This window comes from Novosphingobium sp. EMRT-2, assembly GCF_005145025.1.
Lineage (GTDB): Bacteria > Pseudomonadota > Alphaproteobacteria > Sphingomonadales > Sphingomonadaceae > Novosphingobium.
This window is the reverse complement of the sequence record NZ_CP039695.1, coordinates 2,951,354-2,977,807: the sequence shown is the minus strand read 5'-3', so window position 1 is coordinate 2,977,807 and position 26,454 is coordinate 2,951,354. Positions and strand designations below refer to the sequence as shown.

Below are 26,454 nucleotides of genomic sequence, written 5' to 3'. Positions count from 1 at the left end.
CGTAAAGTCCAGGCCCCGTCGGAGCTGATTTATAATTTTCAAGGAGGATCGGATCTCTCTAGTCTAGGGCCAGTCAATCTTCCCTCAATCACTTGCAGGTGCACCGCTTCGCGCTTGTCACGTCTAGCGTGCTGAAGCGATTGGACAAATATTGAACGTCAGTTTTTGACAAGATCAGTCATTGGACGGATCACTGAGGAACGCCTGCTTTGTCCCAAACCTCGTCATCCGGCCAGTCACACCACAACCACTTGCACGACGGGTGAACGACGCCGACAATCTCGCTGCATCCCCCTACCTGTCCCCCTTCCACACCTCCCCGTCCTTCATCACGAACCGCACCTGCCGCAGCGCGGCGATCGTGCGGGTGGGGTCGCCGGCCACGGCGACGAGGTCCGCCAGCAGGCCGGGCCTGACCGTGCCCAGGCGGTCGTCGAGGCCGAACAGTTTCGCGTTGCCCGAGGTCGCGGCGATCAGCACTTGCGCGGGCGGCATGCCGGCGGCGGCCATCAGCTCGGCCTCGCGCGCGTTGTCGCCGTGGGCGAAGACGCCGACGTCGCCGCCCATGCAGAACGCGACGCCCGCCGCGCGGGCGCGGGCGAAGGCGGTGCGCGCTTCCTGCACCATGGGCGGCGCCGGCTCCGCCCCGTTCCAGCCGCGATAGCGCGCGATCGCGTCGGTGGCGGCGAGCGTGGGGCAATAGCCGGTGCCGTGCTGCTTCATCAGCGCGAAGACCTCCGCCGTGCCTTCGTCGCCATGTTCGATGGTGTCGACGCCGGCCAGCACCGCGCGGCGCATCCCCTCCGCCGTGCCGGCATGGGCGGCGACCTTGCGCCCGGCGCTGTGCGCGGCCTCCACCGCCGCCGCCATTTCCGCCTGGGTAAAGGTCGGCCGGCTCGGCTCGCCCGCGCCCCAGCGGTAATCGGCGTAGAGCTTCACCACGTCCGCCCCCGCGCCGATCTGGCGGCGCGCGGCGGTGACGAGCGCCAGCCCGTCAGCCTCCTCCGCCCCCAGCGGCACGGCCACGCCCGGCTCGAACCCGCGCGGGCCATAGGCACCGGGCGCGACCAGCGCGCGCGTGGCCACCAGCATCCGGGGTCCCGGAACGATGCCCTGCGCGATCGCCTGCTTCAGCCCGACATCGGCATAGCCCGCGCCCTCGGTGCCGAGATCGCGCACGGTGGTAAAGCCGGCCAGGAGCGTCGCCCGCGCGGAAACGGTGGCGCGCGCGGTGCGCAGCGCCAGCGGCTCGTGCAGCACCTGATCGTCCCACGGGGTTTCGTTGTAGGGGTGGAGGAACAAGTGCGAATGCCCCTCGATCAGGCCGGGCAGCAGCGTGGTGCCCGGCAGGTCGATCACCCGCGCGTCGGCCGGGGCGGCGATGGCGGGGCCGACCGCCTCGATCCGGTTGCCGCGCACCAGCACCTGCCAGCCGCGATGCAGCTCCGTGCCGGTGCCGTCGAACACCGCGTCGGGCTTGAGCAGATAGGCCCCGCGCGGGGCTTCCTGCGCGGAAACGGGAGACGCCAGCAGGGCGGCGATGAGGGCAAGCAGGGGGCGGGCGAACGGGCGGGACATGGGCGGACTTCCTCTCGTCAGGCGGCGATTTGAGCGGGCGCGGCGGGAAAGTCCAAGCCCTAAATCGTGGGACGTCGGACGGCCCACCCCGCTGCGACTAACGCCGCCTGCGGCGACGCAAGTCTCGCGCCCCTCCCGCATGCGGGAGGGGGTTCCTCTCTTCTCCCCTCCCGCTTGCGGGAGGGGCTGGGGGTGGGCATCGACCGCATCCCTCTTGATTCCCTCCGCACCGGTCTCCAGATTCGCGGCATGACCGCCACCCGCCTGTTCGACCGCGCCGTGCTCCGCCTTTCGCCGCAGGAGGCCGGCGAGGACGTGGCCGGCTTCCTCCAGGGCCTCGTCACCAGCGACATGCAGGGACCGCTGCCGGTCTGGGCCGGGCTGCTGACCGCGCAGGGCAAGGCGCTGTTCGACTTCATCGTGTGGCGCGACGGCGACGACCTGCTGATCGATTGCGAGGCCGGCGCGGCGGACGCGCTCGCCAAGCGGCTCTCGCTCTACCGCCTGCGCCGCAAGATCGCCATCGCCCGCGACGAGTCGCTTGCCGTCCACTGGCGCGCGGGAGAGGGTGAAAATCCCGACCCGCGCCTGGCCGCGCTGGGCCAGCGCTGGCTCGCCCCCGCCGATCCCGCCGACCAGCCTGCAGACGCCATATGGCGCGCGCACCGGCTGGCGCTGGGCGTGCCCGAAGGCGCGGACGAACTCGGCAGCGACAAGACGCTGTGGCTGGAAGCCAACGCCGGCGATCTCAACGGCGTGAGCTTCACCAAGGGCTGCTACGTGGGGCAGGAAAACACCGCGCGGATGAACTGGCGGCAGAAGGTGAACCGCCGGCTGGTGGTGGTGCCGCTGGACCGCTCCGACGAAGCGCGGCGGCGCGTGGCCTATCCCGACCTTGGCCTCGCCGTGGATCACCTGCGCGTGGAAGACCTGCCCGCCGATCTCGCGCCCGCGTGGATGGCGCTGGCGCCAGAAGGGGCCGGGGAAGACTGACCCGCCGCTAACCCTGCTGCTGCACGATCCCGGCGCGTTCGGCCGCCTCGACCAGCATCGCCTCGGCATGATCGCGCGCGGCGGTGCGCGGCAGGCCCAGCGCGGCGGACAGAGGCCCGCCCATCTGCGCGTCCCCCAGCGCCATGAGCGTGAGCGTGAGCGTGGTGGCATGCATCTTCGCCGCCTCAGGCTCGTTCAGTTCGGTGACGAGATCATGGATCGCATCGACGATCGGGTCGAGCGCGTCCTCGTTGCCCGAAAGCAGCATCCACGAGGCAAGCGCGCCGGCGCCCTCCTTGTCGAAGGCGTCGAAGGTCAGGTCCACCACCTCGCGGGGGGAGCCGACGCCGGAGCGCGTGGCGATCACCGCTTCGGCGATCGTGCCGCAGATGGCGGAGGCCAGATGCGCCGCCAGCGCCTTCTGCAGGCCCGAAGCCGAGCCGAAATGGTGCAGCAGGTTGGCATGCGTGCGCCCGATTCGGGCCGCCACGGCCTTCAGCGTCACGGCCTGCGGCCCCGCTTCGATCAGCAGCGCGCGCGCCGCTTCCAGCGCGGCAACGCGGCTCTCCTCGGGGCTGAGACGTTTCCTTATTGACATTGATGTAAGTTACTATACCTTGAGCCGCATGAACGCAATCACCGATCCCATCGCCGTAGAACGCGCCGTTGCCGAGGGCAAGGTTGCGCCTACCCCTTCCGACCTCACCATCACCGTGCGCGACCGGCGCTTCGGGCGGGACGAGAAGCCCGGCCGCTGGTGGCTGGCGAACGACCCCGTCGCCACCGCCTGGCACAACGCGCTGTCCGCCACCTTCCCGCGCGGCGAAGCCTTCTTCATCGAGGCGGTGAAAGCCCATCGCGATGGCGTGCCGCCCAAACTGGAGGCGGAGATCCGCGCCTTCGTGAAGCAGGAAATCAACCACACCCGCGAACACATCGTGTTCAACCGCGCCGCCAGCGAAGCTGGCTACGACATCGACAAGATCGACAAGCGCGTGGAGGAAATGCTGGCGCTGACCAAGGACCGCCCGGTGATCCTGAACCTGGCGGCGACGATGGCGCTGGAACACTATACCGCGATGATGGCGCACGAATTCCTCGCAAACCCGCAGCATTTCGCCGGGGCCGAGCCGGAAACCGCCGCGATGTGGCGCTGGCACGCGATCGAGGAAATCGAGCACAAGGGCGTGGCCTACGACACCTGGCTGCACGCCACGCGCGGCTGGAGCCGGTGGAAGCGCTGGAAGGTCAAGTCGCTGATGATGGTAGTCGTCACCAAGAACTTCTTGACCCACCGCGTGCAGGATACGCTGGACCTGCTGGCGCAGGATGGGTTGACCGGCGCGAAGTGGAAATGGCGGCTGGCCGCCTACCTGCTGTGGAAACCCGGCGTGCTGCGCCGCATCTTCCCGGCCTGGGTCAGCTATTTCGTGCCCGGCTTCCACCCGTGGCAGCACGACGACCGCAAGCTGATCAACAAGGTCGACAGCGAATTCCCCGACGCGCGGCTGGCGACGGCCTGAAATCGGCGCGACGGAGACGCCGCTCCTTTCCCTTGCCGGACCGCACGCCTAAGCTGCTGCGGTTTCGGCAAGGCAGGAGGCGACCGGCATGATCGACCATATCGGCATCGCGGCGAAGGACTACGCCGCCTCGCGCCGGTTCTATGACGCCGCGCTGGCTCCGCTGGGCATCACCCCGATGATGGAACTGATCGCCGCGGAAACTGGCGGTTACGAAGGCGTCGGCTATGGTCGCGATGGCAAGCCCTTCTTCTGGGTATCGAGCGGCGGCCCCAATGGCGCCGGCGTGCACATCGCCTTCACCGCGCCCACGCGTGCGCTGGTCGATGCCTTCCATGCGGCGGCCATGGCGCACGGTGGGCGCGACAATGGCGCGCCGGGCCTGCGCCCGCACTACCATCCCAACTATTACGGAGCCTTCGTGCTCGATCCCGATGGCGTCAACGTGGAAGCGGCGTGCCACGCGCCGGAATAGGCCGGCGCTTCAACTTTCGGCCGCTTCCTGCCGCAGATCGTAGGCGCGCTGCGCGGCGGCGACTTCGACCATGCAGGTTTCCGCCCATTCCAGCATCGAGCGGCAGGCGGCCATCAGCCCGCGCCCCAGCGGTGCGATGCTGTAAGTGACGGTGACCGGCACGGTCGGTTCCACCGCGCGCAGCACCAGCCCGTCGCGCTCCAGCGCGCGCAGCGTCTGGGCTAGCATCTTTTGCGAAATCCCGCCGATGCGCCGCTTCAGTTCGCTGAAGCGCAAGTCCTCCTTGCCCAGCAGCAGCAGGATCAGCACGCTCCACTTGTCGGCAATGCGATCCAGCAACTGCCGCGTGGGGCATTCGGCGGCATAGGCATTGCCGCGCCGATCATGGGCGCGCCGGCTGTCGCCGCCGGGCTCTAGAGTTACCGCGAGGTGACCTGGTATGGATTCCGTGCGTTCTTGCATGGGAAGTTTCCATAGCGCAGCTGGTACCCATTGGAAACCATGCGAGGAGACAGGCCATGGCCATTGCAGTTCTGGGCGCCAGCGGACGCGCCGGGTCGGAGATCGTGAAGGAACTGGTCGCGCGCGGCCATGAGGTGATCGCCATCGCGCGCAAGCCCGAAGCGATTCCCGCGCTGCCGGGCGTGACCGCCAAGGCCGGCGACGCTTCTGAGCCGGCGGCGCTGGCCGAACTGATCCGGGGCGCAGATGCGGTGATCAGCGCGATCCATTTCGACGTTCCCGCCGCCACCCTGCTCTCGGCGCTAAAGCAGGCCGGCGTCGGCCGTCTGCTGGTGACGGGCGGCGCGGCCAGTCTGGAAGTGGCGCCGGGGGTGCGGCTGATCGATACGCCGGAATTCCCCGAAGCGTGGAAAGGCGCGGCACAGGGCGGGATCGCCTTCCTAGACGCGCTGAAGGGCGAGACCGAGATCGACTGGACGTTCTTCTCCCCCGCCGCCTTCATCTTCGAAGGCCCGCGCCTTGGCACCTATCGCGGCGGCAAGGACCAGCTGGTGACCGACGACAAGGGCGAGAGCCGGATCAGCTTTGCCGACTATGCCATCGCCATGGTCGACGAGCTGGAACAGCACCGCTACCCGCGCGCGCGGTTCACTGCCGGCTATTGAGCTGCCGATTACATCCTTTGCATGCAAAGGCCGCTGCCCACCCCCAACCCCTCCCGCACGCGGGAGGGGGGCGAGACTTGCGCCGCCTCAGGCGGTGTTAGTCGCAGCGGGGTGGGCTTTCCGCATCCGCCCTACCCGACTGGCCGTCAGGCGGCGCGCATCACCTCGATAGAATCACCAGCATCTCCGCCTTCGCTCCCGCCGTTCACCGGCGCGGCAAGGTGCAGCACATAGGCCGCGGATGGCGCCGCCCCGCGCCGCGCAAGGCTGAACCGGGGACGGACATCGCCGGTGGGCACGAAGCCCGCCTTGGTCAGGACGCGGCCCGATGCCGGGTTATCGAGGAAATGGTGCGCGCCGAGCCGGCGGTGCCCCAGCGTGGGCGCAAGCGCCAGAACCGCCCGCACCGCTTCCGTGGCATAGCCACGGCCCCAGTGCTGCCGCGCGATCCAGTATCCCAGTTCGGCCCCGCCGTCCTGGTCGGTCAGCCCCACGCAACCGATCAGCCTGGCCCCGGTCGCGCCGGGCAGCGTCACGAAGAAGTGCGGATGGCGCCGCGCCTGCGGCTGGCTGGCGAAGGCGCGCGCGTCGGCCGGGCTGTAGGGCCAGGGCGCGCGAGCGAGATTGCGCACGACCGATTCGTCGTCGATCAGCGCCAGAAGCTCGGCCCAGTCCTCGGGCCAGCCCGGCCTCAGGAATAGGCGTTCGCTGCGAATGAACATGGCACATCTCCTTCATCCGCCCCTCACGCGCCCACTAAGCACATGAAGTGACAGCATTGTTTCGCGTTGCGCCGGAACGATGCGGAATCGCGTCCTGCAGGCGGCCATGGGCCACCGGCGCGGCGATCCGGGTTTCCGGCGCGGCGGGATGAGGGAGAAACAAAAAAAGGGAGACGGGTCGGCCCCTCTCCCTCGTTCGGCCGGCCTTCCTGCGAAGACCGGCGGGGCCATCCCGTCAGGATGGCCCTTTATCGACCATCCGATTACTCGGCGGCTTCCGCCATGGCATCGACCGACACGTACTTGCGGCCGAGCTTGCCGGCGTGGAAGCGTACGCGGCCTTCGGTCAGCGCGAACAGGGTGTGATCCTTGCCGATGCCGACGTTGGCTCCCGGGTACACCTTGGTACCGCGCTGGCGGATGATAATGTTGCCGCCGATCACTTCCTGACCGCCGAACTTCTTCACGCCAAGGCGGCGACCAGCCGAATCGCGACCGTTACGCGAAGAGCCGCCTGCTTTCTTGTGTGCCATCTCGTCTTACTCCGGATCTCGAATCAGGCCACGGACACGATGCGCAGCAGGGTAAGCTGCTGGCGGTGACCGTTCTTGCGGCGATAGTTGTGGCGGCGGCGCTTCTTGAACACCACGACCTTTTCCGACTTGGCCTGCGCGATGATCTCGGCCGAAACCGTGATCTTGGCCGCGTCAGCCAGTTCGCCGTCCTTGCCCGCAAGGAGGACGTCACCGAGGGTGATCGTTTCGCCGGCTTCACCCGCCAGCTTCTCGACCGCGATCTTGTCTCCGGCGGCCACCCGATACTGCTTGCCGCCCGTGCGCACTATTGCGAACATGGTTCTACTATCCGTCTTTCAAGTCTGCCCGTCTTCACGTCTGCTCGCCAGACCCCGCACGAATCGGCGGATAGCGGGCAACACACCGGCACCCCACCGTGGGCAGGGTCCCGGAAAGAGAGGCGCGGATAGTCCAAGGTGGGCCGCCTGTCAACGCGAAAGGCCGGTGCGGCGGGCGGAAATTGCGCGCGCCGGGCCACAGCGCACGACGAAGGCCAGCGCAGGGTAGCGCTGCGGGGTGGCCAGCGGCCGTGCCCATGCTATGGCGTCGGCATGCTTCGCCCCGATCCATTCCGCAAGCCCCCGCTCTCGCCCGCCGCCCTCCGCCTCGGCGTCCTCGCGATCGCCGCGCTGGCGGTGCAAGGATGCGCGGCGCGCGGACACTATCCCTCACTGGCCCGCCGCCCGGCCGAAAGCGCCTATGGCACGGGTGTCACCGCTCCCCAGCCCGCCCCTGTTCCCGCGCCATCGGCCGCCAGCCCCGCGCTGCTCGCCCGCCTGGCCACGCTGCGCGATTCCGCGGCGAAGGCGCATCGCGATTTCGAGGCGCTGCGCCCTGCCGGCGAACGCGCGGCGGCGCAGGCGGCCGGCGCGGCACCAGGCGCGGAGAACTGGTCGGTCGCGCAGGGCGCGCTGGCCGCGCTCGATTCGGCCCGGTCCAGCCTGCTGCTGCCGCTGGCCGATCTCGACACTATGTTGGTGGAAGCGACCAAGGCCGCCGTCGACGGCCCCGATGCCGATCTCAAGGCGGTGCGCAAGGTGCGCGATGAAGTGGACGGCTGGCTGGCGGACGAGAACCGCTCGCTCGATTCGCTGCGCGGCCGCGTGCGCGGATAGCTACCAGCGCGCGAGGTCGGCGTGGTCCTGCGCGCGCGGTTCGATCCAGCGCCAGCCGGCGGCGGTCTTTTCGCGCTTCCAGAACCAGCTTTCGCCTTTCAGGTGGTCCATCGCAAAATCGGCGGCGGCGAAGGCATCGCGCCGATGGCGCGCGGCCGCGGCGACCAGCACGATCGGATCACCCGGCACCATCAGGCCCACCCGGTGCAGCAACAGCAGCCCCTCCAGCGGCCAGCGCCGTTCGATCGTGACAGCGAGATCGGCCATCCCCGGCTGCGTCATCGGCGGATAGTGCTTCAGTTCGAGCGCTTCCACGCCGCCGTCCCCGCGCACTTGTCCGAGAAAACTGACGACGCCACCGGCCTGTGCGTGACGGCCGATGAAGGCGTCCATTTCCGCCGCGGGATCGAACGCCGATTCGCGCAAGACGATCTCGGCCACGTCAGCCGCCCGAAACCGGTGGCAGGAAGGCCAGTTCGTCGCCCTCCGCCAGCATGACCCCGCCGTGGTCGCTCAACAGCCGGCCGTTGAGCGCGATCCGCACGCGATCGCCGAGCAGTTCCACCGCCAGCGCCGGATCGAGCGCGGCCAGAATCGCCTCGAGCGGGCCAGGCGCGACCACGCGCTCGGGCGCGCCGGCGACGTCTTCCAGACGCCCGAGAAACACCAGCCGCGCCGCCATGGTCAGCCGCCGGTCATCGACATATGGCGCGACAGCGCCGGCGCCGCGCCGGGCCGATCGATGACGAAGCCGTGGCGTTCGGGCTTTTCGCCCATGGCGCGTGCCATGGCGACCGCGAGCGCGGCATCGGGATCGTCGGAACGCAGCGCAGCGCGCAGGTCCACCTTGCCTTCGCCGCCAAGGCACATGAACAGTTGCCCGGTGGCCGTCACCCTCACGCGGTTGCAGCCGTCGCAGAAATTGCCGGTCAGCGGCGTGATGAAGCCCAGCCGCCCGCCCGTTTCCGCGATATCGACATAGCGCGCCGGGCCGCCGGAACGCGCCTCGCTCGCCGTCAGGGTCCAGCGCGCGGCCAGATCGCGCCGCACCGCATCGAGCGGCAGGTAGTGATCGAAGCGGTCGCCCTCGACCTCGCCCAGCGGCATGACCTCGATCAGCGTGAGATCGTGGCCCTGCCCGTGCGCCCAGGCGACAAGATCGGGAATTTCCGCCTCGTTCAGCCCCTTGAGCGCGACGGTGTTGAGCTTGACCCTGAGGCCCGCCGCCTTCGCCGCCGCGATGCCTTCCAGTACCTGCGGCAGACTGTCGCGCCGGGCCAGCTGCTCGAACAGCGCGCGATCGCGGGTATCGAGCGAAACATTGATGCGCCGCACGCCCGCCGCCGCGAGGTCCCCGGCGAATTCGGCCAGCCGCGTACCGTTGGTGGTGAGCGTCAGCTCCTCCAGCCCTTCTCCCAGCTGGCGCCCCAGCGCGCGGACCAGCTCGATCATGTCGCGCCGGACCAGCGGTTCGCCCCCGGTCAGCCGCAGCTTGGTGACGCCACGCGCGATGAAGGCCAGCGCCAGCCGGTGAAGTTCCTCCAGGGTCAGCACCTCGGCCCGGGGCAGGAACTCCATCCGCTCCGGCATGCAATAGGCGCAGCGCAGATCGCACCGATCGGTAACCGACAGCCGGAGGTAGGTGATCCTCCGCGCGAAGCGGTCAACCAGGGGTGCGGGGAGAGGTGCGGGCGTGCTCACTTTTCCAAGTATACGAAATCACGCGGATAAGATTCAAGGTTCGCGCCGGCATCGACGAAAATAGTCTGTCCGGTGACCGAGGAGGCCGACGCCAGGTAATGGACCGCGTCGGCTATCTCGTCGGCGCCGGGCAGGCGGCGAAGCGGCATGATCTCTTCCAGCCGGCGCCACTGTTCGGCATCGTAATCCTGCGTGGGCAGGATCAGGCCCGGCGCCACGCCGTTCACGCGCACGCGCGGCGCCAGCGAACGCGCCAGCGTGCGCACCGAGGCGTGCAGCGCCTGCTTCGACAGCGTGTAGCTGAGCTGATCGGGCACGGGGTTCACCACGCGCTGGTCGAGGATGTTGACCACCGAGCCATCGCCTTCCCCCAGCGCCTCAACGAAGGCGCGGGTCAGCAGCATCGGCGCGAACAGGTTGACGCGGAAATGATGCTCCAGCGCGGAAGGCGTCATCGTCGCGATGGTGTCGTCGTGGAAGACCGAGGCCGAATTGACGAGCAGGCGCGGCGCGCGCCCGGCCTGTTCGCGCAAGTCCGCCAGCAGCCGTTCCGCGCAGGCCGGATCATCGAGATCGCCCGCCAGCGGCACCACGCGGGCGCCGATCCATTCGAGCTGGGCGGCAAATTCCGTGTCGAACGAGCCGGCGTGGTGCGCGTGGAGCGCCAGGTCCCACCCCGCAGATGCCAGCTTGCGCGCGATGGCGGCGCCGATCCTGCGCCAGCCGCCCGTGACCAGCGCAAGCGGCCGCGGCGCTGGCCCGTCCTCGCTCAACCGCGCCGCTCGCGCGTGAGCGTGATGCCGATTTCCTCGCCGTTCTCGCTGATCGCCAGCTTGACGATCTTCACCGCGATCCGTTCGATCCGCGTATCCTGCAGGAACAGCGTTTCGCAGATGTGGTCGGCCACCGCCTCGATGAGCTTGAAATGGACGTCCTTGGGCAGCCCGTCCGAGGCGGCGAATTTGAGGTCCATGTAGTTCTTGCTCGCCGATAGCGGGCAATCGGGCGAATAGCCGTCTCGCGGCGTCAGCCAGGCCTGGATGGAGATGCGCAACGGCTGCGGTCGCCCGGTCTCTTCCGAGTAAATCCCGGTGAGCACGTCGGTTTCGATGTTGGCGACTTCGAGGATGAGGCTGTCAGACACGGCGCGGCATTTGGCAGCGCGCGCGGGAAAAGTCCACCGTTACGCGCCTTGCGCGTTCCACCGCGCGAAGATCGCGGTCGGCAGCAGGCGTCCGTCGTCGCCATCCTCGCGAATCGCGAGGTCGCCGTGTTCGATCGTACCGGGCAGATCGGCCAGCGCTTCCGCCAGCAGGCCGGCAATGGCGAGCGAGGACATGCGCACCGCATAGACCGTCAGGAACAGGAAGCGGCTTTCGGCGTCGAGCAACTGCCGGCAATCGGCGATCAGGCCCGGCAGGTTCTCTTCCAGCCGCCAGACCTCGCCATCCGGCCCTCGGCCGAACTTGGGCGGATCGAGGATGATCCCGTCATAGCGCCGCCCGCGCCGCACTTCGCGCGCGGCGAACTTGGCGGCATCGTCGACGATCCAGCGCACCGGCCGTTCGGCCATGCCCGAAAGCGCGGCATTGGCCCGCGCCTGCGCCACCGACTTCTTCGAGGCATCGACGTGCGTGACCGGCCCGAACGCCGACAGGGACAACGTGCCCACGCCGGTATAGCCGAACAGGTTGAGCGTAGAGGCGTCGGACTTGCCTTCCAGCCGGTCCCCCATCCAGTCCCACACCGGGGCCATATCCGGAAAGAAGCCGAGATGGCGGAACGGCGTGCAGGAGGCGGTGAAGCGCACCTCGCCCCGCGTCAGGTCCCAGCCTTCGCGCGGCACCGGCCGGTCGAACATCCAGCGCCCGCCGCCATCCTCGTCGGAACCGGGGACGAATTCCCCGTCCGCCGTCCAGTCGGCCTGGCGCGGCGTCCACAGCGCCTGCGGTTCGGGCCGGATGAAGCGGTAACGCCCATAGCGTTCCAGCTTACGCCCGTGTCCGCTGTCGACCAGCCCGAAATCGGGCCAGCCCTGCCCGATCATCAGGCGGGGCGCGGAATCAAGCCGGGCCATGCGCTTTCCCGCGTCCCGTCAGCCGTGGCGCGGCGTGGCGCGCTCGGCGATCCACGCGGCAACGGTGTCGTAATCGCCCGGCAGGTGCGCGCAGGATTCCTCGCGCTCGAACAGGTCGCCCATCCGCGTCGGCAGCGCGGGGCGGACGCCGGTGGCGCGTTCCACCGCATCGCGGAACTTGGCGGGATGCGCGGTCGCCAGCGTGACCACGGGAACGCCGGCGGGGATGCCCTGCGCCGTGCGCGCACCGTGCAACCCGATCGCGGTGTGCGGATCGAGCACTTCGCCCGTCGCCTCGTGCGCCCAGCGCATCGCGTGGGCCATATCGTTGGCGTCGGCGCGGGCGCTGGTGAACAGCGCGGCGATGCTTTCGCGCTGGGCGTTGGTCAGCTGCATCGCCTTCGTCGCCTCGAAGCCTTTCATCTGCGCGGCCAGCGCAGCGCCATCGCGCCCGGCGGCATCGAACAGCAGGCGTTCGAAATTCGACGAGACCTGGATGTCCATGGAAGGGGCGGCGGTGGGCGTGACGGTGCTGGCCGAATAGTCCCCGCTCGAAAGGGCGCGGTGCAGGATGTCGTTGACGTTGGTGGCGACGATAAGCCGCTCGATCGGCAGGCCCATCTTCGCGGCGACATAGCCGGCGAAGACATCGCCGAAATTGCCGGTCGGCACGCTGAAGGCCACCTTGCGCTGCGGCGCGCCAAGCTGGAGCGCGGCGGCGAAGTAATAGACCACTTGCGCCATCAGGCGCGCCCAGTTGATCGAATTGACCGCGCTGATCGCGAAGCGGCCGGTCATCGCCGCATCGTTGAACATGCGCTTCACCATCGCCTGCGCATCGTCGAAGCTGCCGTCGATGGCGATGTTGTACACGTTCGGCGCCAGCACCGTGGTCATCTGCCGGCGCTGCACGTCGCTGACCCGGCCGTGCGGGTGCAGCATGAAGATATCGACCCCGGCGCGGCCCGCCACCGCGTCGATCGCGGCGGAACCGGTATCGCCCGAGGTGGCGCCGACGATGGTGATGTGGTGATCGCCGCCATCGGCCTTCGGGCGGCTGAGGAATTCCTCGAACAGCAGGCCCAGCAGTTGCAGCGCCACGTCCTTGAACGCCAGCGTGGGGCCGTGGAACAGTTCCAGCACCCACTGCTTCTCGTCGAGCTGTTTGAGCGGCGTCACCGCGACATGGGCGAAACGGCCATAGGCCTGCCGGCACAGCTCCAGCAGCCGCTCCGGCGTCAGGCAATCGCCGACGAAGGGCTGCATCACCCGCGCCGCCAGTTCGGCATAGGGCAGCCCCGCCATCGCGGCGATGTCCGCCTCGGTGAAGGTCGGCCAGGTTTCCGGCACGTAAAGCCCGCCATCGGACGCAAGGCCCGCCAGGGTCGCGCCCTGGAAGTCGAGCGCGGGCGCGTTGCCGCGCGTGCTGATGTACTTCATGGCAGAATCCTTACATGCCCCGGCTTGCGGCGCGGTTAGCCGCGCCGGCCCGGCCCGGCAAGCCGCTTCGCAAGCGCAAGGGCATAGATTACCGCCGCGACCGTGGCGAACAGGAACCACTGCACCGCATAGGCCAGGTGATTGTTGGGAATGTCGCGCGGGTCCGGACGGGCCAAAGGCGCCAGCCCGGCCTGTGGCGGATCGGCGATCAGGCGCGCGCTGTGCTGCGGACCGGATGCCACAATGCCACCGACTTTGCCGCCCGCCCACGACACCGGCGCCGGCTGCAACGCCCATCCCAGCGCGACATCGACCTGCCCGCCGCCGTCGATCCGGCAGGTGGCAACTTGCGCCACGCCCTGTTCCCCCCGCGCGCTGCGGCCGGCGATGGCGGTGGTGGCCAGCACCTGGTCACACCACACGGTGCTGCGGCGATACAGCGCGGCTTCGATCGCCTGCGGATCGCGCGGCCACTCCACTTCGGCGCTGTCCACGCGCACCGCGGCGTAGCGCGCGATCAGCGCTTCCTTCCAGGCCCGGCGCTGCAATTGCCAGAGGCCGAGACCGATCATCGTGGCGACGGCCACGAGCACGACCAGCGTGGGCACGATGGGGATGCGGCGGATCATGCTTCGCCCGCCGCACGCAACCGGCGCACCAGCCGCACCGCCTTGGCCACGCGCAGCGCCAGCGTAAGCACGCCGGCCGCCAGCAGAGGCCAGACCAGCGCCAGCACCCAGACCGGAAAACGCACCATATCGTCCAGCCTCAACGCCGCCAGGATCAGTAGCACCGTGACCGGCAACACCACGGGGTAAAGCTGGCGCCCCTGCAGTTCGTGGCTGGCGAAATCCTGCCCGCAGGCGCGGCAGCGCGGGGCGAACGTCGCCGGCCCGGCGAACAGCGTGCGCGCGCCACAGCGGGGGCAGGAAGCGGAAAGGGCAGCCCGGAGAATTCCGGACTGCCCTTTCGATTCCGCCTGATCGGCCGGATGCGGCATCAGTGGGTCGGGTAACCCCAGCCGCCCCAGACGTAGATCGCGACGAACAGGAACAGCCACACCACGTCGACGAAGTGCCAGTACCACGCGGCGGCTTCGAAACCGAAGTGCTGGCGCGGGGTGAAATCGCCCTTGTAGGCGCGCACCTGGCAGACGATCAGGAAGATCGTGCCGACAATCACGTGGAAGCCGTGGAAGCCGGTGGCCATGTAAAAGGCCGAACCATAGGTGTTCTTGCCGAAGGCGAACGGCGCATGCGCGTATTCGTAAGCCTGGATCGAGCTGAACAGCAGGCCCAGCAGGATCGTGGCCCACAGGCCCTTCTTCAGGCCGTCGCGATCACCGTGGATCAGCGCGTGGTGTGCCCAGGTGAGCGTGCAGCCCGAGCACAGCAGGATCAGCGTGTTGAGCAGCGGCAGATCGAACGGGTCCATCACCGCCTCGATCGCCTTGGGCGGCCACTGGCCACCGATCACGTCGACGTTGATGGTCGAGGGGAACAGCGAGAAATCGAAGAAGGCCCAGAACCAGCCGACAAAGAACATCACTTCCGAAGCGATGAACAGGATCATGCCATAGCGCTGGTGCAGCTGCACCACCGGGGTGTGATCGCCCGCGTGCGCTTCCTTGATGACCTTGCCCCACCACGAGAACATCGTGAGGAGAACGCCAAGCAGGCCCAGCAGCATCACCGCCTTGCCACCGGGCAGGCTGTGCATGAAGAGCACGCCGCCGCTGGTCATGGTCAGCGCCGAAAGCGCGCCGGTGAGCGGCCAGATGTCAGGCGGCAGAATGTGGTAATCGTGGTTCTTAGCGCCAGCCATGATGGTCTGATTCCCCCAAATTTCTCATGGCATCCGGACATGATCCAGACGCATCTCAAGATCGGCCTTTATCGCCAGCGAACGGCGCGGTCCAGTGGCTTTCGGCCCCTTTCCCGACTTAGCGCCACCACTCTACTTCGCCGCCGGCACGGGCGCGGTCCCGGCCGCCTCGTGGAAGGTGTAGCTCAGCGTGATTTCGCCGATATCCTTGGCGTTGGCATCGTCCAGCATCGCCGGATCGACATAGTAGATCACCGGCATCCGCACTTCCTGACCCGGTTCCAGCCGCTGTTCGTTGAAGCAGAAGCACTGGATCTTGTGGAAATAGGCACCGGTCTGTTCGGGCGTGACGTTGAACGTGGCACGCCCGATGATCGGGTGGGTGGAAGTGTTCTTCGCGATGAAGAACGCGATCTTGCGCTCGCCGATGCGTCCGTCCTGCGTCACCTGTTCTGGCCGGAACTGCCAGGGCATGCCGCTGGCCACGTTGGCATCGAAGCGCACGCGGACGGGGCGCGCGGTGACCTTGACCGAATCGGCCTGCGCAACGGTGGAGCGCTGCGTGGTGCCGTTGAAGCCGGTCGCCTGGCAGAACAGGCGATAAAGCGGGACCGAGGCGTACCCCAGCCCCAACATCGCCAGCGCCCCGCCCGCCGCGATCAGCGCGACCTTGCGGTTGCTGCCACGGCTTTGCGTCGCGGTGGCCACGGTCACATCTGCCCCGATGCATGGACGCTCATCTTCGCGATCGTGATCGCGAAGAACAGCACCGCCAGCGCACCGAGAATCAGGCCCAGCACCTTGCTGCGGGCACGCTGCCGCGCGCGATAGGCTTCGCTTTCGGCGGGACTCAGGTGATCATCATTGGGGTTCATGCTTGCCAGCCTTGCACCGTGGCGATGCGATCGGCAACCAGCATCGCGAAAAGCACGAAGAGATAGAGCACAGAATAGGCGAACAGGCGCTTTTCGGGCTTCATGCCATCGTCCGGCGCGCTGGTGCGCAGGCCGACGCGGACCGAGAGCGCCACGAACACCAGCCCCAGCACCAGCGCCGAGAGGCCATAGACCAGCCCCGTGCCGCCGATGAACCACGGCACCAGCGTCAGCGGCAGCAGGAACACGGCATAGGCTAGGATCTGGCGGCGCGTGGCCTTTTCGCCCGCCACCACCGGCATCATCGGAATGCCGACCTTGGCATAGTCCGTCTGCACGAACAGCGCGAGCGCCCAGAAATGCGGCGGCGTCCAGAAGAAGATGATCAGGAACAGCAGCACCGGCATCAGCGTGACATGGCCCGTCACCGCCACCCAGCCGATCAGTGGCGGAAAGGCGCCCGCCCCGCCACCGATGACGATGTTCTGCGGCGTGCGCGGCTTGAGCCAGACGGTGTAGATCCACGCATAGTAGAAGATCGACACCGCCAGGATCGCCGCCGCCAGCCAGCCGTTGGCCAGCCCCATGACCATGACCGAGGCCCCCGCCAGCGCGAAGCCGAAATCGCGCGCGGATTCGCGGTCCATGCGCCCGGCCGGCAAAGGCCGTTCGCGCGTGCGCTTCATCCCCGCGTCGATATCCGCTTCCCACCACTGGTTGAGCGCGGCGGCCCCGCCCGCGCCCACGGCGATGCACAGGATCGCGGTGAAACCCAGCACCGGATGGATTTCCCCCGGCGCGGCGAGCAGGCCGCACAGGCCGGTGAAGATCACCAGCGTCATCACGCGCGGCTTGGTCAGCGCGAAGAAATCCCGCCAGTCGGCAGGCAGCGTCAGGGTTTTGGCGGCATCCATCGTGCGCGCGCTATAGTCCCGCGCGCGCGGAAGGGAAAGCCGGTGAGAACAATGCGCCACCCGCGCGTCAGCGCGGTGGCTTGCAGGGCTTGCCGTTGTACTCCAGGCGGTTGCGGGCATAGACCGTCCCATTCCAGCGGATCACCGGACAGCAGAAGCCGGGGCCGCCGACCTCGATGTCCGGCCAGCCACCGACCCCACGGGCCGCCTTGAAATCGGGGATGCCGACCTCGTTCGCCATCAGCTTCCAGCCGCCGTTCGCCTGCCCGGCCACGATCCAGAAGGCGGCCCCGGTATTGCCATAGCAGAACAGCCCGCCTTCCACGATCACCGCATCGGGGTGGCCATCGCCGTTGAGATCCCGGCGCTGGTCGATCCGGCCGGGTTCGTAGGTCGCACCATCGTCGTTGCCATCGTTGCAACCGCTTTCCCAGCGCCCGTGCGCCTGCCGGAAGCCGGCGGCGGCGAAGATCGCGGCGTCGCCGGTCACCGGACCGCGCGGTGCCGCCTGTGGCCGGGGCGGCGCTCCGGCGGTGACCGTCTCGGCCGGACGATAGACCGTGCCATCGAAGCGCAGTTGCCCGGTCCGCCCGCCACTGGTGGCGGACAGCACGAACCAGCCGCCGAACGCGGTGCCGGTGGTGGCCACCGTGCCCTGCCCCTCCAGTATGCGCCGCCATTGGCCATCGGGCGCCTGCGTGGCGATCGCGTACCAGCGGCCATCCGGCTTGTAGCAAGGGCCGGCATCGATGAAGAGCGCTTCCTTGCGCCCATCGGCATTCATGTCGACGAAGGTGATGCGCGGGCTGGCCACCGCGCCACAGCGGTTGGTGGGATGATCGCCGTTCGCACTGATCGGAAACCCGCCAGCGGCATAGAGCTGCATCGCTTTCGTCCGCGTCATCGCCGCTTGGATCGGTGCGGAAAGGACCAGCTCCATCGCGAGAACGCCCGCCACCGCATACCCGACCTGCCTCATCGCCCGCCCCCGATCGCCGCAACGAAAGTTATAATCCCACGCCGCGCGGAAAAGGCCAGCGCAAAAGAAAAGAGGCCCCGGATCGCTCCGGAGCCTCTTGTCATGGTTCAGGCGAAACCGCCGATCAGTGCGCCGCCTTGGCGTCGATCACCGGCAGGGTTTCGAACTGGTGGAACGGCGGCGGGCTGGACAGCGTCCATTCCAGCGTCGTCGCGCCTTCGCCCCAGTAGTTGGCTTCGGCCTTCTTGCCGGCCAGGAAGGCATAGGCGATGTTGATCAGGAAGATCACGATGCTGACCGACATGATCATGTAGCCGTCGGTGGCGACCTTGTTCCAGTGTTCGAACGCCGGAGCATAGTCGGGGTAGCGACGCGGCATGCCGTTCGCACCCAGGAAGTGCATCGGGAAGAAGATCAGGTTCACGCCGACGAAGAACACCCAGAACTGCAGGTGCGCCAGGAATTCGGAGTGCATCCGGCCGCTCATCTTCGGGAACCAGTAGTAGAACCCGGCGAAGAGCGAGGTGACCGCGCCCAGAGACAACACGTAGTGGAAGTGCGCCACCACGTAGTAGGTGTCCTGCAGGTTGTCGTCGATGCCGCCGTTGGCGAGCACCACGCCGGTCACGCCGCCCAGCGTGAACAGGAAGATGAAGCCGATCGCCCAGACCATCGGCGACTTGAATTCGAGGCTGCCGCCCCACATCGTCGCGATCCACGAGAAGATCTTGATGCCGGTGGGCACCGCGATGACCATGGTCGCCGCCGTGAAGTACATCTTCGTGTTCACGTCGAGGCCGGTGGTGTACATGTGGTGCGCCCACACGATGAAGCCGACGACGCCGATCGCGACCATGGCGTAGGCCATGCCGAGGTAGCCGAACACCGGCTTCTTCGAGAAGGTCGAGATGATCTGGCTGATGATGCCGAAGCCCGGCAGGATCATGATGTACACTTCGGGGTGGCCGAAGAACCAGAACAGGTGCTGGTACAGGATCGGGTCACCGCCGCCGGCCGGATCGAAGAACGTCGTGCCGAAGTTGCGGTCCGTCAGCAGCATGGTGATCGCGGCGGCAAGAACCGGCAGCGACAGCAGCAGCAGGAACGCGGTGACCAGCACCGACCACACGAACAGCGGCATCTTGTGCAGGGTCATGCCCGGCGCGCGCATGTTGAAGATGGTGGTGATGAAGTTGATCGCCCCCAGGATCGAACCCGCGCCCGCAAGGTGCAGCGAGAAGATCGCGAAGTCGACGGCCGGCCCGACCGAGCCCGAGGTCGAAAGCGGGGCATAGACCGTCCAGCCGGTGCCCGCGCCGTTGCCCACGCCGCCCGGCACGAAGGCCGAGAACATCAGCGAGCAGAAACCGACGAAGGTCAGCCAGAACGAGATGTTGTTCATGCGCGGGAAGGCCATGTCCGGCGCGCCGATCATGATCGGAACGAACCAGTTGCCGAAGCCGCCGATGATCGCCGGCATGACCATGAAGAACACCATGATCAGGCCGTGCGCGGTGATCAGCACGTTCCACAGATGGAGCTGCTGGTCGAAGCTGGGATTCTTTTCGCCCAGGAAGCTGGCGACGGCGCCGAGATACTGGATGCCCGGCTGGGCCAGTTCGGCGCGCATCACGCCCGACACGGCGCCGCCGACGATGCCCGCGAAGATCGCGAAGATCAGGTAGAGCGTGCCGATGTCCTTGTGGTTGGTGGACATGAACCAGCGAGCGAAGAAGCTCGGCTTGTGATCGTGATCGTGCGCATCGTGGTGATGATGCGCATCGAACCCTTCGTGGTCTGCGGGAATGGTGGCCATGACGGACTACCCCTTTCCTGAATTACGCGGCCGGCGACGCGGAAGCGTCGGCGGCGGGAGCGGACGCATCCGCGGCGGGAGCGGCGGCGGCCGGAGCGGCGGCAGGCGCCGCTTCCTTCGGACCGACGGTGCCGCCCTGAGCCTTCACCCAGGCTTCGAACTGCGGCCGGCTGACGGCTTCGACCACAATCGGCATGTAGCCGTGGCGAACGCCGCAGAGTTCGGAACACTGGCCGTAGTACACGCCCGGTTCCTTGATGAAGAGTTCCTTCTCGTTGATCCGGCCCGGCACCGCGTCCAGCTTGAACCACAGCGAAGGCACGGCGAACGAGTGGATCACGTCGGCGCCCACCGTCTGCATGCGGATCGGTTCGCCATAGGGCACGACCATGCGCGCGTCGGCGCCAAGCTGCGGCGGCTCGCCACGCTTCAGCGCTTCCTCGTCCGGCAGCATGTTCGAGATCACTTCGAAGCCGCCGTTATCGGGATAGGTATAGCCCCAGTACCACTGGTAGCCCGTGGCCTTGACCGTAAGCGCGTTCTTCGGCGCCGGCGTGTACTGCGCGGCGAGAAGGCGGATCGACGGCACCGCGATGACCACCAGGATCAGCACCGGAAGCAGCGTCCAGATCACTTCGATCAGCGTGTTGTGGCTGGTCTTCGAGGCGACCGGATTGGCGCCGCGACGGAAGCGCGCCATCACGAACAGCAGCAGCAGCAGCACGAAGAGCGTGATCACGGTGATGATCGGCATCAGCACGTAATCGTACATGCGCAGCGCCTGCTGGCCCGTGATCGAATACTGGTCCTGGAAGGACAGCGCGCCGGCAACCGGCTGGCCCTTGCCCGGCGTGGGCTTGGCCGGCACGTAGCTGTTCGTTTCGGCACCGGCGTCGGCCTTGGCGGCCGGCTGGACGGCATCGGCGGCGGGCGCCGTGGCGGCCGCGACAGGTGCGGCGGCAGGCGCCGCCATAACCTGCGGGGCGAACGCCAGCGCCGCTGCGACGCCAAGGGTCCGGATCGCTTTGCCCATGGCCTGGGCGGTATCGGCTAGACTCATCGTCGAAAGTTCCGCTTCCCTGTGTACGCCCCGCCCTTGACCAAGGACCAAAGCGTATCCCCTCTGATCGCCCCAAGTAGGACAATTTGTCCCGCCTATACGCGGCACCTCACCATCCCTCAAGCGCCTAGACCCATATTTTTCCGACTGGCCGACGGGCGCCGCTTTGCCGTGCGAAAATGCTTGCCGCGCGGGCGCGCGCGGGCCATTTGCGCGGTTCGCCGTTCCACGGCTTGCGGGCCGGCGGGACGGGCGACCATCAAGGCCGAATCCGGCATCATCGTGCGAGGCATCATGCAGGAAGAAGACGTCCTTTCCGAATTCCGGGCCAGCCAGGCCCTGCTCGAAGGCCACTTCCTGCTCTCCTCGGGCCGGCACAGCGCCTTCTACCTGCAGTGCGCGCGCGTGCTGATGGACCCGATGCGCGCCGCGCGCCTGGCCACCGCCACCGCGCAGAAGCTGCCGCGCGACCTGCGCCAGCAGATCCAGAAGGTCGTCTCCCCCGCGATGGGCGGCGTGATCATCGGCCACGAAATGGGCCGCGCACTGGGCGTGGACGCGATGTTCGTGGAACGCCCCACCGGCACCTTCGAGCTGCGGCGCGGCTTCACGCTGCAGCCGGGCGAAAAGGTGCTGATGGTCGAGGACGTGGTGACCACCGGCCTGTCCAGCCGCGAGGCGATCAAGGCGATCGAAGCGGCCGGGGGCGAAGTGATCGCCGCCGCCGCGCTGGTCGATCGGTCGGCCGGAGCGGTCGATCTGGGCGTGCCGTTCTTCCCGCTGGTGGCGCTGAACTTCCCGACTTACGCACCCGAAGAACTGCCGCCCGAACTGGCCGCGACTCCGGCGGTCAAGCCGGGCAGCCGGGCGCAACCCTGATGAGCGGGCCTGCGGCCAACGCGGCGCTGACGCCGGGCCGGCTGCGGCTGGGCGTCAACATCGATCATGTCGCCACCATCCGCAACGCGCGCGGCGGCGATCATCCCGATCCGGTGCGCGCGGCGGAAATCGTCGCGGCGGTGGGCGGCGACGGGATCACCGCGCACTTGCGCGAGGACCGGCGCCACATTCGCGACGAGGACCTCGCCCGCATCCAGGCCGCCACCGACCTGCCGCTGAACTTGGAAATGGCGGCGACCGAGGAAATGCTCGAAATCGCGCTGCGCCACCGCCCGCACGCGGCCTGCATCGTGCCCGAACGGCGCGAGGAGCGCACGACCGAGGGCGGGCTGGACGCCGCCGGCCAGCACAACCGCCTGGCCCCGATCGTCGCGCGCCTGTCCGACGCGGGGATTCGCGTCAGCTTGTTCATCGCGCCGGAAGCGCGGCAGATCGAGGCCGCGATCCGGCTGGGCGCGCCGGTGGTGGAACTGCACACCGGCGAATATGCCCATGCGACGGGCGAAGCGCGCGCGGTCGAACTCAAGCGAATCGCCGACATGGCGGCGCTGGCGGCCCGCAACGGCATCGAACCGCACGCCGGGCACGGCCTGACCTACGACAACGTCCAGCCGGTCGCGGCGATTCCCCAGCTCGCCGAACTCAACATTGGGCACTACCTGATCGGCGAGGCGATCTTCGTCGGACTGGAAAACGCTGTGCGCCGGATGCGCGACCTGATGGACGAAGCGCGGTGATCATCGGCATGGGCTCCGACCTTTGCAACATCGAGCGCATCCAGGCATCGCTGGACCGCTTCGGCGCACGATTCGAGGCCCGCGTGTTCACCGACGTGGAAATGGCCAAGGCCAACCGCCGTCCCTTCACCCGCGCCGGCACGCTGGCCAAGCGGTTCGCGGCCAAGGAAGCCTTCTCCAAGGCGGTGGGCACCGGGTTCAAGGCCGGGGTCTTCATGAAGGACATCGGTGTGGTCAACGCCCCCTCCGGCGCGCCGACACTGGCGCTGACCGGCGGCGCGGCGGCGCGGCTGGCCAGGATCACCCCCGCCGGGCACGAGGCGGTGATCCACCTGACGCTGACCGACGATCATCCCTGGGCGCAGGCCTTCGTGGTGATCGAGGCGCGCCCGCTCCGCCCCGACGCCCCCAGCGCGCAAGGTGACGCTTGAACGAAACGACCGAATCCGGACCGGACCTGCCTGAAACCTCCCCTTCTCCCGGGCCGGCAACCACCCCGTCGGACGAGGATCGCGGGGTTAACTGGCTGCTGGAACTGCGCGGGCTGGCGCTGATGCTGCTGGCGGTGGTGGGCTTTCACAGCCTGATCGCCAAGCCGTTCTACATCCCGTCGATCTCGATGATGCCCAACCTGCTGGTGGGCGACCGGCTGGTGGTGAGCAAGTATCCCTATGGCTGGTCGTGGGTATCGGCCAGCTTCCACATCCTGCCGCGCGGGATGACGCGGATCCTGCCGCGCACGCCCGCCTATGGCGACATCGTGATCGTGGTGCCGCCCGATCGCGACGAGGACTATATCAAGCGCGTGGTGGCGCTGCCTGGCGATCGCATCGCGGTGGTGAACGGGCAGATCATCCTGAACGGCAAGCCCGTGCCGCAGCAGGTCGAACCGCCGCTGGAACTGCCGGTCGACCTCAACCAGCCTTGCGATCCCGACGACTTCCCCGGCCTGCGCTATCGCGCGAACGATGGCCGCTGGTACTGCGAACTGCCGATTCTGCGCGAAACGCTGCCCAACGGCGCGACCTACCGCGTGATCGACCATCGCCAGCAGCCGCTGGACAACTATGCCGAGGTCAAGGTGCCCCAGGGCTACGTTTTCCTGATGGGCGACAACCGTGACCATTCCGCCGACAGCCGCGCGCCGATCGAGGAAAAGGGCCTGGGCGGCCCTGTCCCGCTGGCCGATGTGGGCGGCCGTGCCGAATTCCTCACGTTCTCGCTCGATGGCAGCGAAGGCTGGAACCCGCTGTCGTGGTGGCGCGCCTTGCGCGATGGACGCGCCTGGACCAGTCTGCGCCCGGAAATTGCGAAAACGGGGCGGAAGGACCGATAGGCCATGGCGAACGGTGAGGAAAAGGGGCGGTCCGGTCCGACCGACATCCGCGACGATCTGGTCCGCAGCGAGGCGAAGAAGGCCTTCGTCTGGATCGGCGTCGCCGCGCTGCTTGCGCTGGCGGTCTATCTGGCGCAACCGCTGCTGGTGATCTTCGGCGGCGTGGTCTTCGCCGCGATGATCGACGGCGGGCAGCGACTGCTGAGCCGCGTGTTGCCGATCCGCCGGGGCTTTCGCATCCTGATCGTGCTGCTGGCGGCGCTGGCCTTCCTGATCTGGCTGGTGATGTTCGCCGGCAGCCAGATCGCCACGCAGGCCGCGCAGATGCCGGCGGTGATCGAGACGCAGACCGCGCGCGTGCTGGCGTGGGGCCACGCCCACGGCATTTCCGTCAACCAGGCCGACTTCTCCAACGTCGCGGAAAAGCTGATCGGCGGCGTCGGCCCCGTCACCCGCGCGCTGGGCGGCATCTTCGGCGGCTTCGGCACCGCGTTCCTGATCATGATCCTGGGCATCTATTTCGTGCTGGAGCCGGACCTCTACCGGCGCGGCATCGCCTGGATGATGCCCGAGGGAAGCCGGGAGCATTTCCACGGCACCGCCAACCGCATGGGCAAGGCGCTGCGGATGCTGCTGTTCGGCCGCCTGATCGGCATGGCGGTGGAAGGGGTGGCGACCTGGGCGCTGCTCGCGCTCTATGGTGTGCCGATGGCGGCGCTGCTGGGCCTGCTCACCGGCCTGCTGGCCGCGCTGCCCAACATCGGCGCGCCGATCTCGGGCATCCTCATGGTGCTGGTCGGCTTTTCGGGAGGTACCGACATGGGCCTCTTCTGCATCATCGTCTATGTCGTGGTGCAGACGGTGGACGGCAATATTATCGTGCCGATGGTGGCGAAGAAGACGGCCGACCTCGCCCCCGCGCTGGTGCTGGGCGCACAGTTGATCTTCGGCGTAATGTTCGGCCTGCTGGGCCTGCTGCTCGCCGATCCGATCGTGGCCATGCTGAAGATCGCGCTGGAACGGCAGGCCGAGCGCAACGACCGCCCGGCCACGGATGGTTCCGGCGAGGAAGGCTGAGAAGTTCTCCGAAATGGCGCGCAAGTTCCTGTATCTCATCGCTGTTCTGGTCGTGCTGGTCATCGTGGCGCTGGCCGCGATGCGCATCTGGTCGCTGGAACTGACGCGGTTCGCCTTCGTGCCGCGGGGCGGCTTCGAACAGAAAGGCCCGCTGCCCGATGGAGCCTATAAGGCGCCGGGCATGTGGTTTTCGCGCCCCGGCATCGCCAACGATCCGGCGCAGCTTCACCCCGAAGGCATCAAGACCGAGGTTGGCCGTTCGCGCGCGGTGGTGTTCTTCGTCCATCCCACCAGCTATCTCGCGCGCGATCACTGGAACGGGTCGATGGAAGATGCCGACTCGAACCGGCGCGCCGCCTCGTTCATCCGCGCCATGGGCAGCGCCTTCAACGGCGCGGCGCAAGTGTGGGCGCCGCGCTATCGCCAGGCGACGTTCGGCGCGTTCCTGACCGACAAGCCGGAAAGCGCCCGGGCGCTGGCGGTGGCCTACCAGGACGTGAAGGCCGCGTTCGCCAGCTTCCTGCAGCAAGTGCCGGCTGACGCCCCGATCATCCTGGCCGGGCACAGCCAGGGTTCGCTGCACCTGATCCACCTGCTGCGCGACAGCGTGAAGGGCACGCCGGTCCAGCAACGTCTGATCGCCGCGTATGCCGTCGGCTGGCCGATCTCTGCGCGGCACGATTTGCCGGCAATGGGCCTGCCGGCCTGCGCCGGGCCGGACGACACCGGCTGCGCGATCAGCTGGGAAACCTTTGCCGAACCGGCCGAACCGGCGCTGGTGTTGGACGCCTTTCATGCCCGCACCGGGCTGGACGGGCAGCGCGTGGGCAAAGAGGCTCCGCTCTGCACCAACCCGCTGACCGGCCGCCTGGGCGGAAGCGCGCCGATCGCGGCCAATCTCGGCACGCTGCAGATGGACGAGAACCCGACCGGCGGAAAGCTGATCCCCGGCGCCGCGCCCGCGCATTGCGACGAACGCGGGCTGCTGCTTATCGGCGACCCGCCCAACGTTGGCCCCTATGTGCTGCCGGGCAACAACTATCACGTCTATGACATTCCGCTGTTCTGGGCGAACCTGCGCGCCGACGTGGCGCGGCGGACGGCGGCATGGGAAAAGTCGCACTCGGTCCCGGCGCGATGATTACCACGTTCACCCCCGATTTCCGCGCCGCGCTGCCCGAAGGCGGCGTGCTGCTGGGGCTGGACACCGGCACCAAGACGATCGGCGTGGCGCTGTGCGATGCCGGCTGGCGCTTCGCCACGGCGGGCAAGACCATCGTCCGGCGCAAGTTCGCACAGGACAAGGAACAGCTGCGCGCGCTGGTGAAGGAACGGCAGGTACGAGGGCTGGTGATCGGGCTGCCGCTCAACATGGACGGCAGCGAAAGCCCGCGCAGCCAGGGCGCGCGCGCAATGGCGCGCAATCTCGACGATCTGGGCCTGCCGATCCTGCTGTGGGACGAACGCTGGACCACCCAGGCCGCTGAACGCGCGATGATCGAACAGGATTTCAGCCGCGCCAAACGCGCCGAGCGAATCGATTCGCACGCCGCCGCGCTGATCCTGCAAGGCGCCATCGACGCGCTCGCGGGCGGGGTGCTGTAAGACCG

General features: G+C 68.0%; 34 protein-coding genes. 12 read left to right on the top strand and 22 right to left on the bottom strand.

All coding sequences use genetic code 11. The annotated features are described in order from the left end of the window. Positions 1-294: 294 nt before the first annotated feature. Positions 295-1,578 (bottom strand): amidohydrolase family protein, encoded by a 1,284-nt coding sequence (locus tag FA702_RS14615; protein ID WP_136956715.1) that lies wholly within the window; start codon positions 1,576-1,578, stop codon positions 295-297. Positions 1,579-1,827: 249 nt separating this feature from the next. On the opposite strand from FA702_RS14615, the gene FA702_RS14610 reads away from it, so the two are divergent. Then, positions 1,828-2,571 (top strand): folate-binding protein YgfZ, encoded by a 744-nt coding sequence (locus FA702_RS14610; RefSeq protein ID WP_136956714.1) that lies wholly within the window; start codon positions 1,828-1,830, stop codon positions 2,569-2,571. A gap of 7 nt (positions 2,572-2,578) precedes the next feature. Here the strand turns inward: FA702_RS14610 and FA702_RS14605 are convergent, their stop codons facing one another. Next, positions 2,579-3,169: a TetR family transcriptional regulator gene (locus FA702_RS14605; protein WP_136956713.1), complete on the bottom strand. Its 591-nt coding sequence runs from the start codon at positions 3,167-3,169 to the stop codon at positions 2,579-2,581. Between the two features lie 28 nt (positions 3,170-3,197). Here FA702_RS14605 and FA702_RS14600 point away from each other — a divergent pair, with 28 nt between their 5' ends. Continuing rightward, on the top strand, positions 3,198-4,094 hold the full coding sequence (locus tag FA702_RS14600) for a metal-dependent hydrolase (protein WP_136956712.1): 897 nt from the start codon (positions 3,198-3,200) through the stop codon (positions 4,092-4,094). An 88-nt stretch (positions 4,095-4,182) separates the two neighbouring features. Next, on the top strand, positions 4,183-4,569 hold the full coding sequence (locus FA702_RS14595; protein ID WP_136956711.1) for a VOC family protein: 387 nt from the start codon (positions 4,183-4,185) through the stop codon (positions 4,567-4,569). 9 nt (positions 4,570-4,578) lie between these two features. Here the strand turns inward: FA702_RS14595 and FA702_RS14590 are convergent, their stop codons facing one another. Next, entirely contained in the window at positions 4,579-5,031 is a 453-nt protein-coding gene (locus FA702_RS14590; RefSeq protein ID WP_136956710.1) for a helix-turn-helix domain-containing protein, read from the bottom strand. Positions 5,032-5,087: 56 nt separating this feature from the next. Here FA702_RS14590 and FA702_RS14585 point away from each other — a divergent pair, with 56 nt between their 5' ends. Continuing rightward, complete coding sequence (locus FA702_RS14585; RefSeq protein WP_136956709.1) at positions 5,088-5,696, top strand: NAD(P)-dependent oxidoreductase; 609 nt, start codon at positions 5,088-5,090, stop codon at positions 5,694-5,696. A gap of 146 nt (positions 5,697-5,842) precedes the next feature. Here FA702_RS14585 and FA702_RS14580 read toward each other — a convergent pair whose 3' ends face one another. The 3 genes from FA702_RS14580 to rplU form a co-directional block, all read right to left on the bottom strand. Then, complete coding sequence (locus FA702_RS14580) at positions 5,843-6,418, bottom strand: GNAT family N-acetyltransferase (protein WP_136956708.1); 576 nt, start codon at positions 6,416-6,418, stop codon at positions 5,843-5,845. A gap of 263 nt (positions 6,419-6,681) precedes the next feature. Then, positions 6,682-6,951 (bottom strand): 50S ribosomal protein L27, encoded by a 270-nt coding sequence (gene rpmA, locus FA702_RS14575; protein WP_124810905.1) that lies wholly within the window; start codon positions 6,949-6,951, stop codon positions 6,682-6,684. A gap of 23 nt (positions 6,952-6,974) precedes the next feature. Beyond that, entirely contained in the window at positions 6,975-7,271 is a 297-nt protein-coding gene (gene rplU / locus FA702_RS14570; protein ID WP_124810906.1) for a 50S ribosomal protein L21, read from the bottom strand. Positions 7,272-7,544: 273 nt separating this feature from the next. Here rplU and FA702_RS14565 point away from each other — a divergent pair, with 273 nt between their 5' ends. Further along, complete coding sequence (locus tag FA702_RS14565) at positions 7,545-8,108, top strand: hypothetical protein (protein ID WP_136956707.1); 564 nt, start codon at positions 7,545-7,547, stop codon at positions 8,106-8,108. Here the strand turns inward: FA702_RS14565 and FA702_RS14560 are convergent, their stop codons facing one another. From FA702_RS14560 to coxB, 16 genes are all read right to left on the bottom strand, one after another. After that, positions 8,109-8,501, bottom strand: a complete 393-nt coding sequence (locus FA702_RS14560) for a molybdenum cofactor biosynthesis protein MoaE (RefSeq protein WP_370385515.1) — start codon at positions 8,499-8,501, stop codon at positions 8,109-8,111. A 49-nt stretch (positions 8,502-8,550) separates the two neighbouring features. After that, positions 8,551-8,790 carry a MoaD/ThiS family protein gene (locus FA702_RS14555; protein ID WP_136956706.1) on the bottom strand — a complete coding sequence of 80 codons (240 nt, stop codon included), beginning with the start codon at positions 8,788-8,790 and terminating at the stop codon, positions 8,551-8,553. Between the two features lie 2 nt (positions 8,791-8,792). Then, positions 8,793-9,809 (bottom strand): GTP 3',8-cyclase MoaA, encoded by a 1,017-nt coding sequence (gene moaA / locus FA702_RS14550; protein WP_136956705.1) that lies wholly within the window; start codon positions 9,807-9,809, stop codon positions 8,793-8,795. Continuing rightward, positions 9,806-10,582 carry an SDR family oxidoreductase gene (locus FA702_RS14545; RefSeq protein WP_124810911.1) on the bottom strand — a complete coding sequence of 259 codons (777 nt, stop codon included), beginning with the start codon at positions 10,580-10,582 and terminating at the stop codon, positions 9,806-9,808. Before FA702_RS14545 ends, moaA begins: the two co-directional genes overlap by 4 nt. After that, complete coding sequence (locus FA702_RS14540) at positions 10,579-10,953, bottom strand: dihydroneopterin aldolase (RefSeq protein WP_124810912.1); 375 nt, start codon at positions 10,951-10,953, stop codon at positions 10,579-10,581. Before FA702_RS14540 ends, FA702_RS14545 begins: the two co-directional genes overlap by 4 nt. A 39-nt stretch (positions 10,954-10,992) precedes the next feature. Then, positions 10,993-11,886, bottom strand: a complete 894-nt coding sequence (locus FA702_RS14535; protein WP_136956704.1) for a class I SAM-dependent methyltransferase — start codon at positions 11,884-11,886, stop codon at positions 10,993-10,995. 18 nt (positions 11,887-11,904) lie between these two features. Continuing rightward, positions 11,905-13,326: a threonine synthase gene (gene thrC, locus FA702_RS14530; protein ID WP_136956703.1), complete on the bottom strand. Its 1,422-nt coding sequence runs from the start codon at positions 13,324-13,326 to the stop codon at positions 11,905-11,907. 35 nt (positions 13,327-13,361) lie between these two features. Beyond that, positions 13,362-13,955, bottom strand: a complete 594-nt coding sequence (locus tag FA702_RS14525; protein ID WP_210417547.1) for an SURF1 family protein — start codon at positions 13,953-13,955, stop codon at positions 13,362-13,364. Beyond that, positions 13,952-14,326 (bottom strand): DUF983 domain-containing protein, encoded by a 375-nt coding sequence (locus FA702_RS14520; protein WP_136956702.1) that lies wholly within the window; start codon positions 14,324-14,326, stop codon positions 13,952-13,954. Before FA702_RS14520 ends, FA702_RS14525 begins: the two co-directional genes overlap by 4 nt. Then, on the bottom strand, positions 14,326-15,150 hold the full coding sequence (locus FA702_RS14515) for a cytochrome c oxidase subunit 3 (RefSeq protein ID WP_136956701.1): 825 nt from the start codon (positions 15,148-15,150) through the stop codon (positions 14,326-14,328). Before FA702_RS14515 ends, FA702_RS14520 begins: the two co-directional genes overlap by 1 nt. Positions 15,151-15,282: 132 nt before the next feature. Further along, positions 15,283-15,858, bottom strand: a complete 576-nt coding sequence (locus FA702_RS14510; protein ID WP_136957442.1) for a cytochrome c oxidase assembly protein — start codon at positions 15,856-15,858, stop codon at positions 15,283-15,285. A 2-nt stretch (positions 15,859-15,860) separates the two neighbouring features. Next, on the bottom strand, positions 15,861-16,025 hold the full coding sequence (locus FA702_RS22810) for a hypothetical protein (protein WP_158453908.1): 165 nt from the start codon (positions 16,023-16,025) through the stop codon (positions 15,861-15,863). Next, positions 16,022-16,939 (bottom strand): heme o synthase, encoded by a 918-nt coding sequence (locus FA702_RS14505; RefSeq protein ID WP_136956700.1) that lies wholly within the window; start codon positions 16,937-16,939, stop codon positions 16,022-16,024. The genes FA702_RS22810 and FA702_RS14505 overlap by 4 nt, the downstream gene beginning before the upstream one ends. Before the next feature lie 67 nt (positions 16,940-17,006). Next, on the bottom strand, positions 17,007-17,918 hold the full coding sequence (locus FA702_RS23235) for a hypothetical protein (protein ID WP_136956699.1): 912 nt from the start codon (positions 17,916-17,918) through the stop codon (positions 17,007-17,009). A gap of 124 nt (positions 17,919-18,042) precedes the next feature. Then, complete coding sequence (ctaD, locus tag FA702_RS14495) at positions 18,043-19,734, bottom strand: cytochrome c oxidase subunit I (RefSeq protein WP_136956698.1); 1,692 nt, start codon at positions 19,732-19,734, stop codon at positions 18,043-18,045. Between the two features lie 22 nt (positions 19,735-19,756). Next, positions 19,757-20,794 carry a cytochrome c oxidase subunit II gene (gene coxB, locus FA702_RS14490; RefSeq protein ID WP_255504589.1) on the bottom strand — a complete coding sequence of 346 codons (1,038 nt, stop codon included), beginning with the start codon at positions 20,792-20,794 and terminating at the stop codon, positions 19,757-19,759. Positions 20,795-21,088: 294 nt separating this feature from the next. On the opposite strand from coxB, the gene pyrE reads away from it, so the two are divergent. Genes pyrE through ruvX form a run of 7 tightly spaced genes read left to right on the top strand, consistent with a single transcriptional unit; the run spans position 21,089 to position 26,449 of the window. After that, a complete protein-coding gene (gene pyrE, locus FA702_RS14485) occupies positions 21,089-21,673 on the top strand; it encodes an orotate phosphoribosyltransferase (protein ID WP_136956697.1) in 585 nt (194 codons plus the stop codon). Next, entirely contained in the window at positions 21,673-22,431 is a 759-nt protein-coding gene (locus FA702_RS14480; protein WP_136956696.1) for a pyridoxine 5'-phosphate synthase, read from the top strand. The genes pyrE and FA702_RS14480 overlap by 1 nt, the downstream gene beginning before the upstream one ends. Then, a complete protein-coding gene (gene acpS, locus FA702_RS14475; protein ID WP_136956695.1) occupies positions 22,428-22,862 on the top strand; it encodes a holo-ACP synthase in 435 nt (144 codons plus the stop codon). The genes FA702_RS14480 and acpS overlap by 4 nt, the downstream gene beginning before the upstream one ends. A 26-nt stretch (positions 22,863-22,888) precedes the next feature. After that, entirely contained in the window at positions 22,889-23,767 is an 879-nt protein-coding gene (lepB, locus tag FA702_RS14470) for a signal peptidase I (protein ID WP_255504820.1), read from the top strand. Positions 23,768-23,770: 3 nt separating this feature from the next. Beyond that, positions 23,771-24,844 carry an AI-2E family transporter gene (locus FA702_RS14465; RefSeq protein WP_136956694.1) on the top strand — a complete coding sequence of 358 codons (1,074 nt, stop codon included), beginning with the start codon at positions 23,771-23,773 and terminating at the stop codon, positions 24,842-24,844. Positions 24,845-24,857: 13 nt separating this feature from the next. After that, positions 24,858-25,985: a DUF3089 domain-containing protein gene (locus tag FA702_RS14460; protein WP_136956693.1), complete on the top strand. Its 1,128-nt coding sequence runs from the start codon at positions 24,858-24,860 to the stop codon at positions 25,983-25,985. After that, on the top strand, positions 25,982-26,449 hold the full coding sequence (ruvX, locus tag FA702_RS14455) for a Holliday junction resolvase RuvX (protein WP_136957439.1): 468 nt from the start codon (positions 25,982-25,984) through the stop codon (positions 26,447-26,449). Before FA702_RS14460 ends, ruvX begins: the two co-directional genes overlap by 4 nt. Positions 26,450-26,454 lie beyond the last annotated feature (5 nt).

Excerpts from the sequence above, each read along its gene's own strand:
- FA702_RS14525 (WP_210417547.1), bottom strand. The coding sequence starts at position 13,955 with ATGATCCGCCGCATCCCCATCGTGCCCACGCTGGTCGTGCTCGTGGCC.
- pyrE (WP_136956697.1), top strand. The coding sequence starts at position 21,089 with ATGCAGGAAGAAGACGTCCTTTCCGAATTCCGGGCCAGCCAGGCCCTG.
- FA702_RS14515 (WP_136956701.1), bottom strand. The coding sequence starts at position 15,150 with ATGGCTGGCGCTAAGAACCACGATTACCACATTCTGCCGCCTGACATC.
- FA702_RS14505 (WP_136956700.1), bottom strand. The coding sequence starts at position 16,939 with ATGGATGCCGCCAAAACCCTGACGCTGCCTGCCGACTGGCGGGATTTC.
- FA702_RS23235 (WP_136956699.1), bottom strand. The coding sequence starts at position 17,918 with ATGAGGCAGGTCGGGTATGCGGTGGCGGGCGTTCTCGCGATGGAGCTG.
- FA702_RS22810 (WP_158453908.1), bottom strand. The coding sequence starts at position 16,025 with ATGAACCCCAATGATGATCACCTGAGTCCCGCCGAAAGCGAAGCCTAT.
- FA702_RS14615 (WP_136956715.1), bottom strand. The coding sequence starts at position 1,578 with ATGTCCCGCCCGTTCGCCCGCCCCCTGCTTGCCCTCATCGCCGCCCTG.
- FA702_RS14595 (WP_136956711.1), top strand. The coding sequence starts at position 4,183 with ATGATCGACCATATCGGCATCGCGGCGAAGGACTACGCCGCCTCGCGC.
- ruvX (WP_136957439.1), top strand. The coding sequence starts at position 25,982 with ATGATTACCACGTTCACCCCCGATTTCCGCGCCGCGCTGCCCGAAGGC.
- FA702_RS14465 (WP_136956694.1), top strand. The coding sequence starts at position 23,771 with ATGGCGAACGGTGAGGAAAAGGGGCGGTCCGGTCCGACCGACATCCGC.
- FA702_RS14600 (WP_136956712.1), top strand. The coding sequence starts at position 3,198 with ATGAACGCAATCACCGATCCCATCGCCGTAGAACGCGCCGTTGCCGAG.
- rplU (WP_124810906.1), bottom strand. The coding sequence starts at position 7,271 with ATGTTCGCAATAGTGCGCACGGGCGGCAAGCAGTATCGGGTGGCCGCC.
- FA702_RS14460 (WP_136956693.1), top strand. The coding sequence starts at position 24,858 with ATGGCGCGCAAGTTCCTGTATCTCATCGCTGTTCTGGTCGTGCTGGTC.
- FA702_RS14565 (WP_136956707.1), top strand. The coding sequence starts at position 7,545 with ATGCTTCGCCCCGATCCATTCCGCAAGCCCCCGCTCTCGCCCGCCGCC.
- coxB (WP_255504589.1), bottom strand. The coding sequence starts at position 20,794 with ATGAGTCTAGCCGATACCGCCCAGGCCATGGGCAAAGCGATCCGGACC.
- FA702_RS14610 (WP_136956714.1), top strand. The coding sequence starts at position 1,828 with ATGACCGCCACCCGCCTGTTCGACCGCGCCGTGCTCCGCCTTTCGCCG.
- FA702_RS14480 (WP_136956696.1), top strand. The coding sequence starts at position 21,673 with ATGAGCGGGCCTGCGGCCAACGCGGCGCTGACGCCGGGCCGGCTGCGG.
- FA702_RS14590 (WP_136956710.1), bottom strand. The coding sequence starts at position 5,031 with ATGCAAGAACGCACGGAATCCATACCAGGTCACCTCGCGGTAACTCTA.
- FA702_RS14580 (WP_136956708.1), bottom strand. The coding sequence starts at position 6,418 with ATGTTCATTCGCAGCGAACGCCTATTCCTGAGGCCGGGCTGGCCCGAG.
- rpmA (WP_124810905.1), bottom strand. The coding sequence starts at position 6,951 with ATGGCACACAAGAAAGCAGGCGGCTCTTCGCGTAACGGTCGCGATTCG.
- FA702_RS14535 (WP_136956704.1), bottom strand. The coding sequence starts at position 11,886 with ATGGCCCGGCTTGATTCCGCGCCCCGCCTGATGATCGGGCAGGGCTGG.
- FA702_RS14520 (WP_136956702.1), bottom strand. The coding sequence starts at position 14,326 with ATGCCGCATCCGGCCGATCAGGCGGAATCGAAAGGGCAGTCCGGAATT.
- FA702_RS14585 (WP_136956709.1), top strand. The coding sequence starts at position 5,088 with ATGGCCATTGCAGTTCTGGGCGCCAGCGGACGCGCCGGGTCGGAGATC.
- FA702_RS14605 (WP_136956713.1), bottom strand. The coding sequence starts at position 3,169 with ATGTCAATAAGGAAACGTCTCAGCCCCGAGGAGAGCCGCGTTGCCGCG.
- thrC (WP_136956703.1), bottom strand. The coding sequence starts at position 13,326 with ATGAAGTACATCAGCACGCGCGGCAACGCGCCCGCGCTCGACTTCCAG.
- FA702_RS14560 (WP_370385515.1), bottom strand. The coding sequence starts at position 8,501 with ATGGACGCCTTCATCGGCCGTCACGCACAGGCCGGTGGCGTCGTCAGT.
- FA702_RS14555 (WP_136956706.1), bottom strand. The coding sequence starts at position 8,790 with ATGGCGGCGCGGCTGGTGTTTCTCGGGCGTCTGGAAGACGTCGCCGGC.
- ctaD (WP_136956698.1), bottom strand. The coding sequence starts at position 19,734 with ATGGCCACCATTCCCGCAGACCACGAAGGGTTCGATGCGCATCATCAC.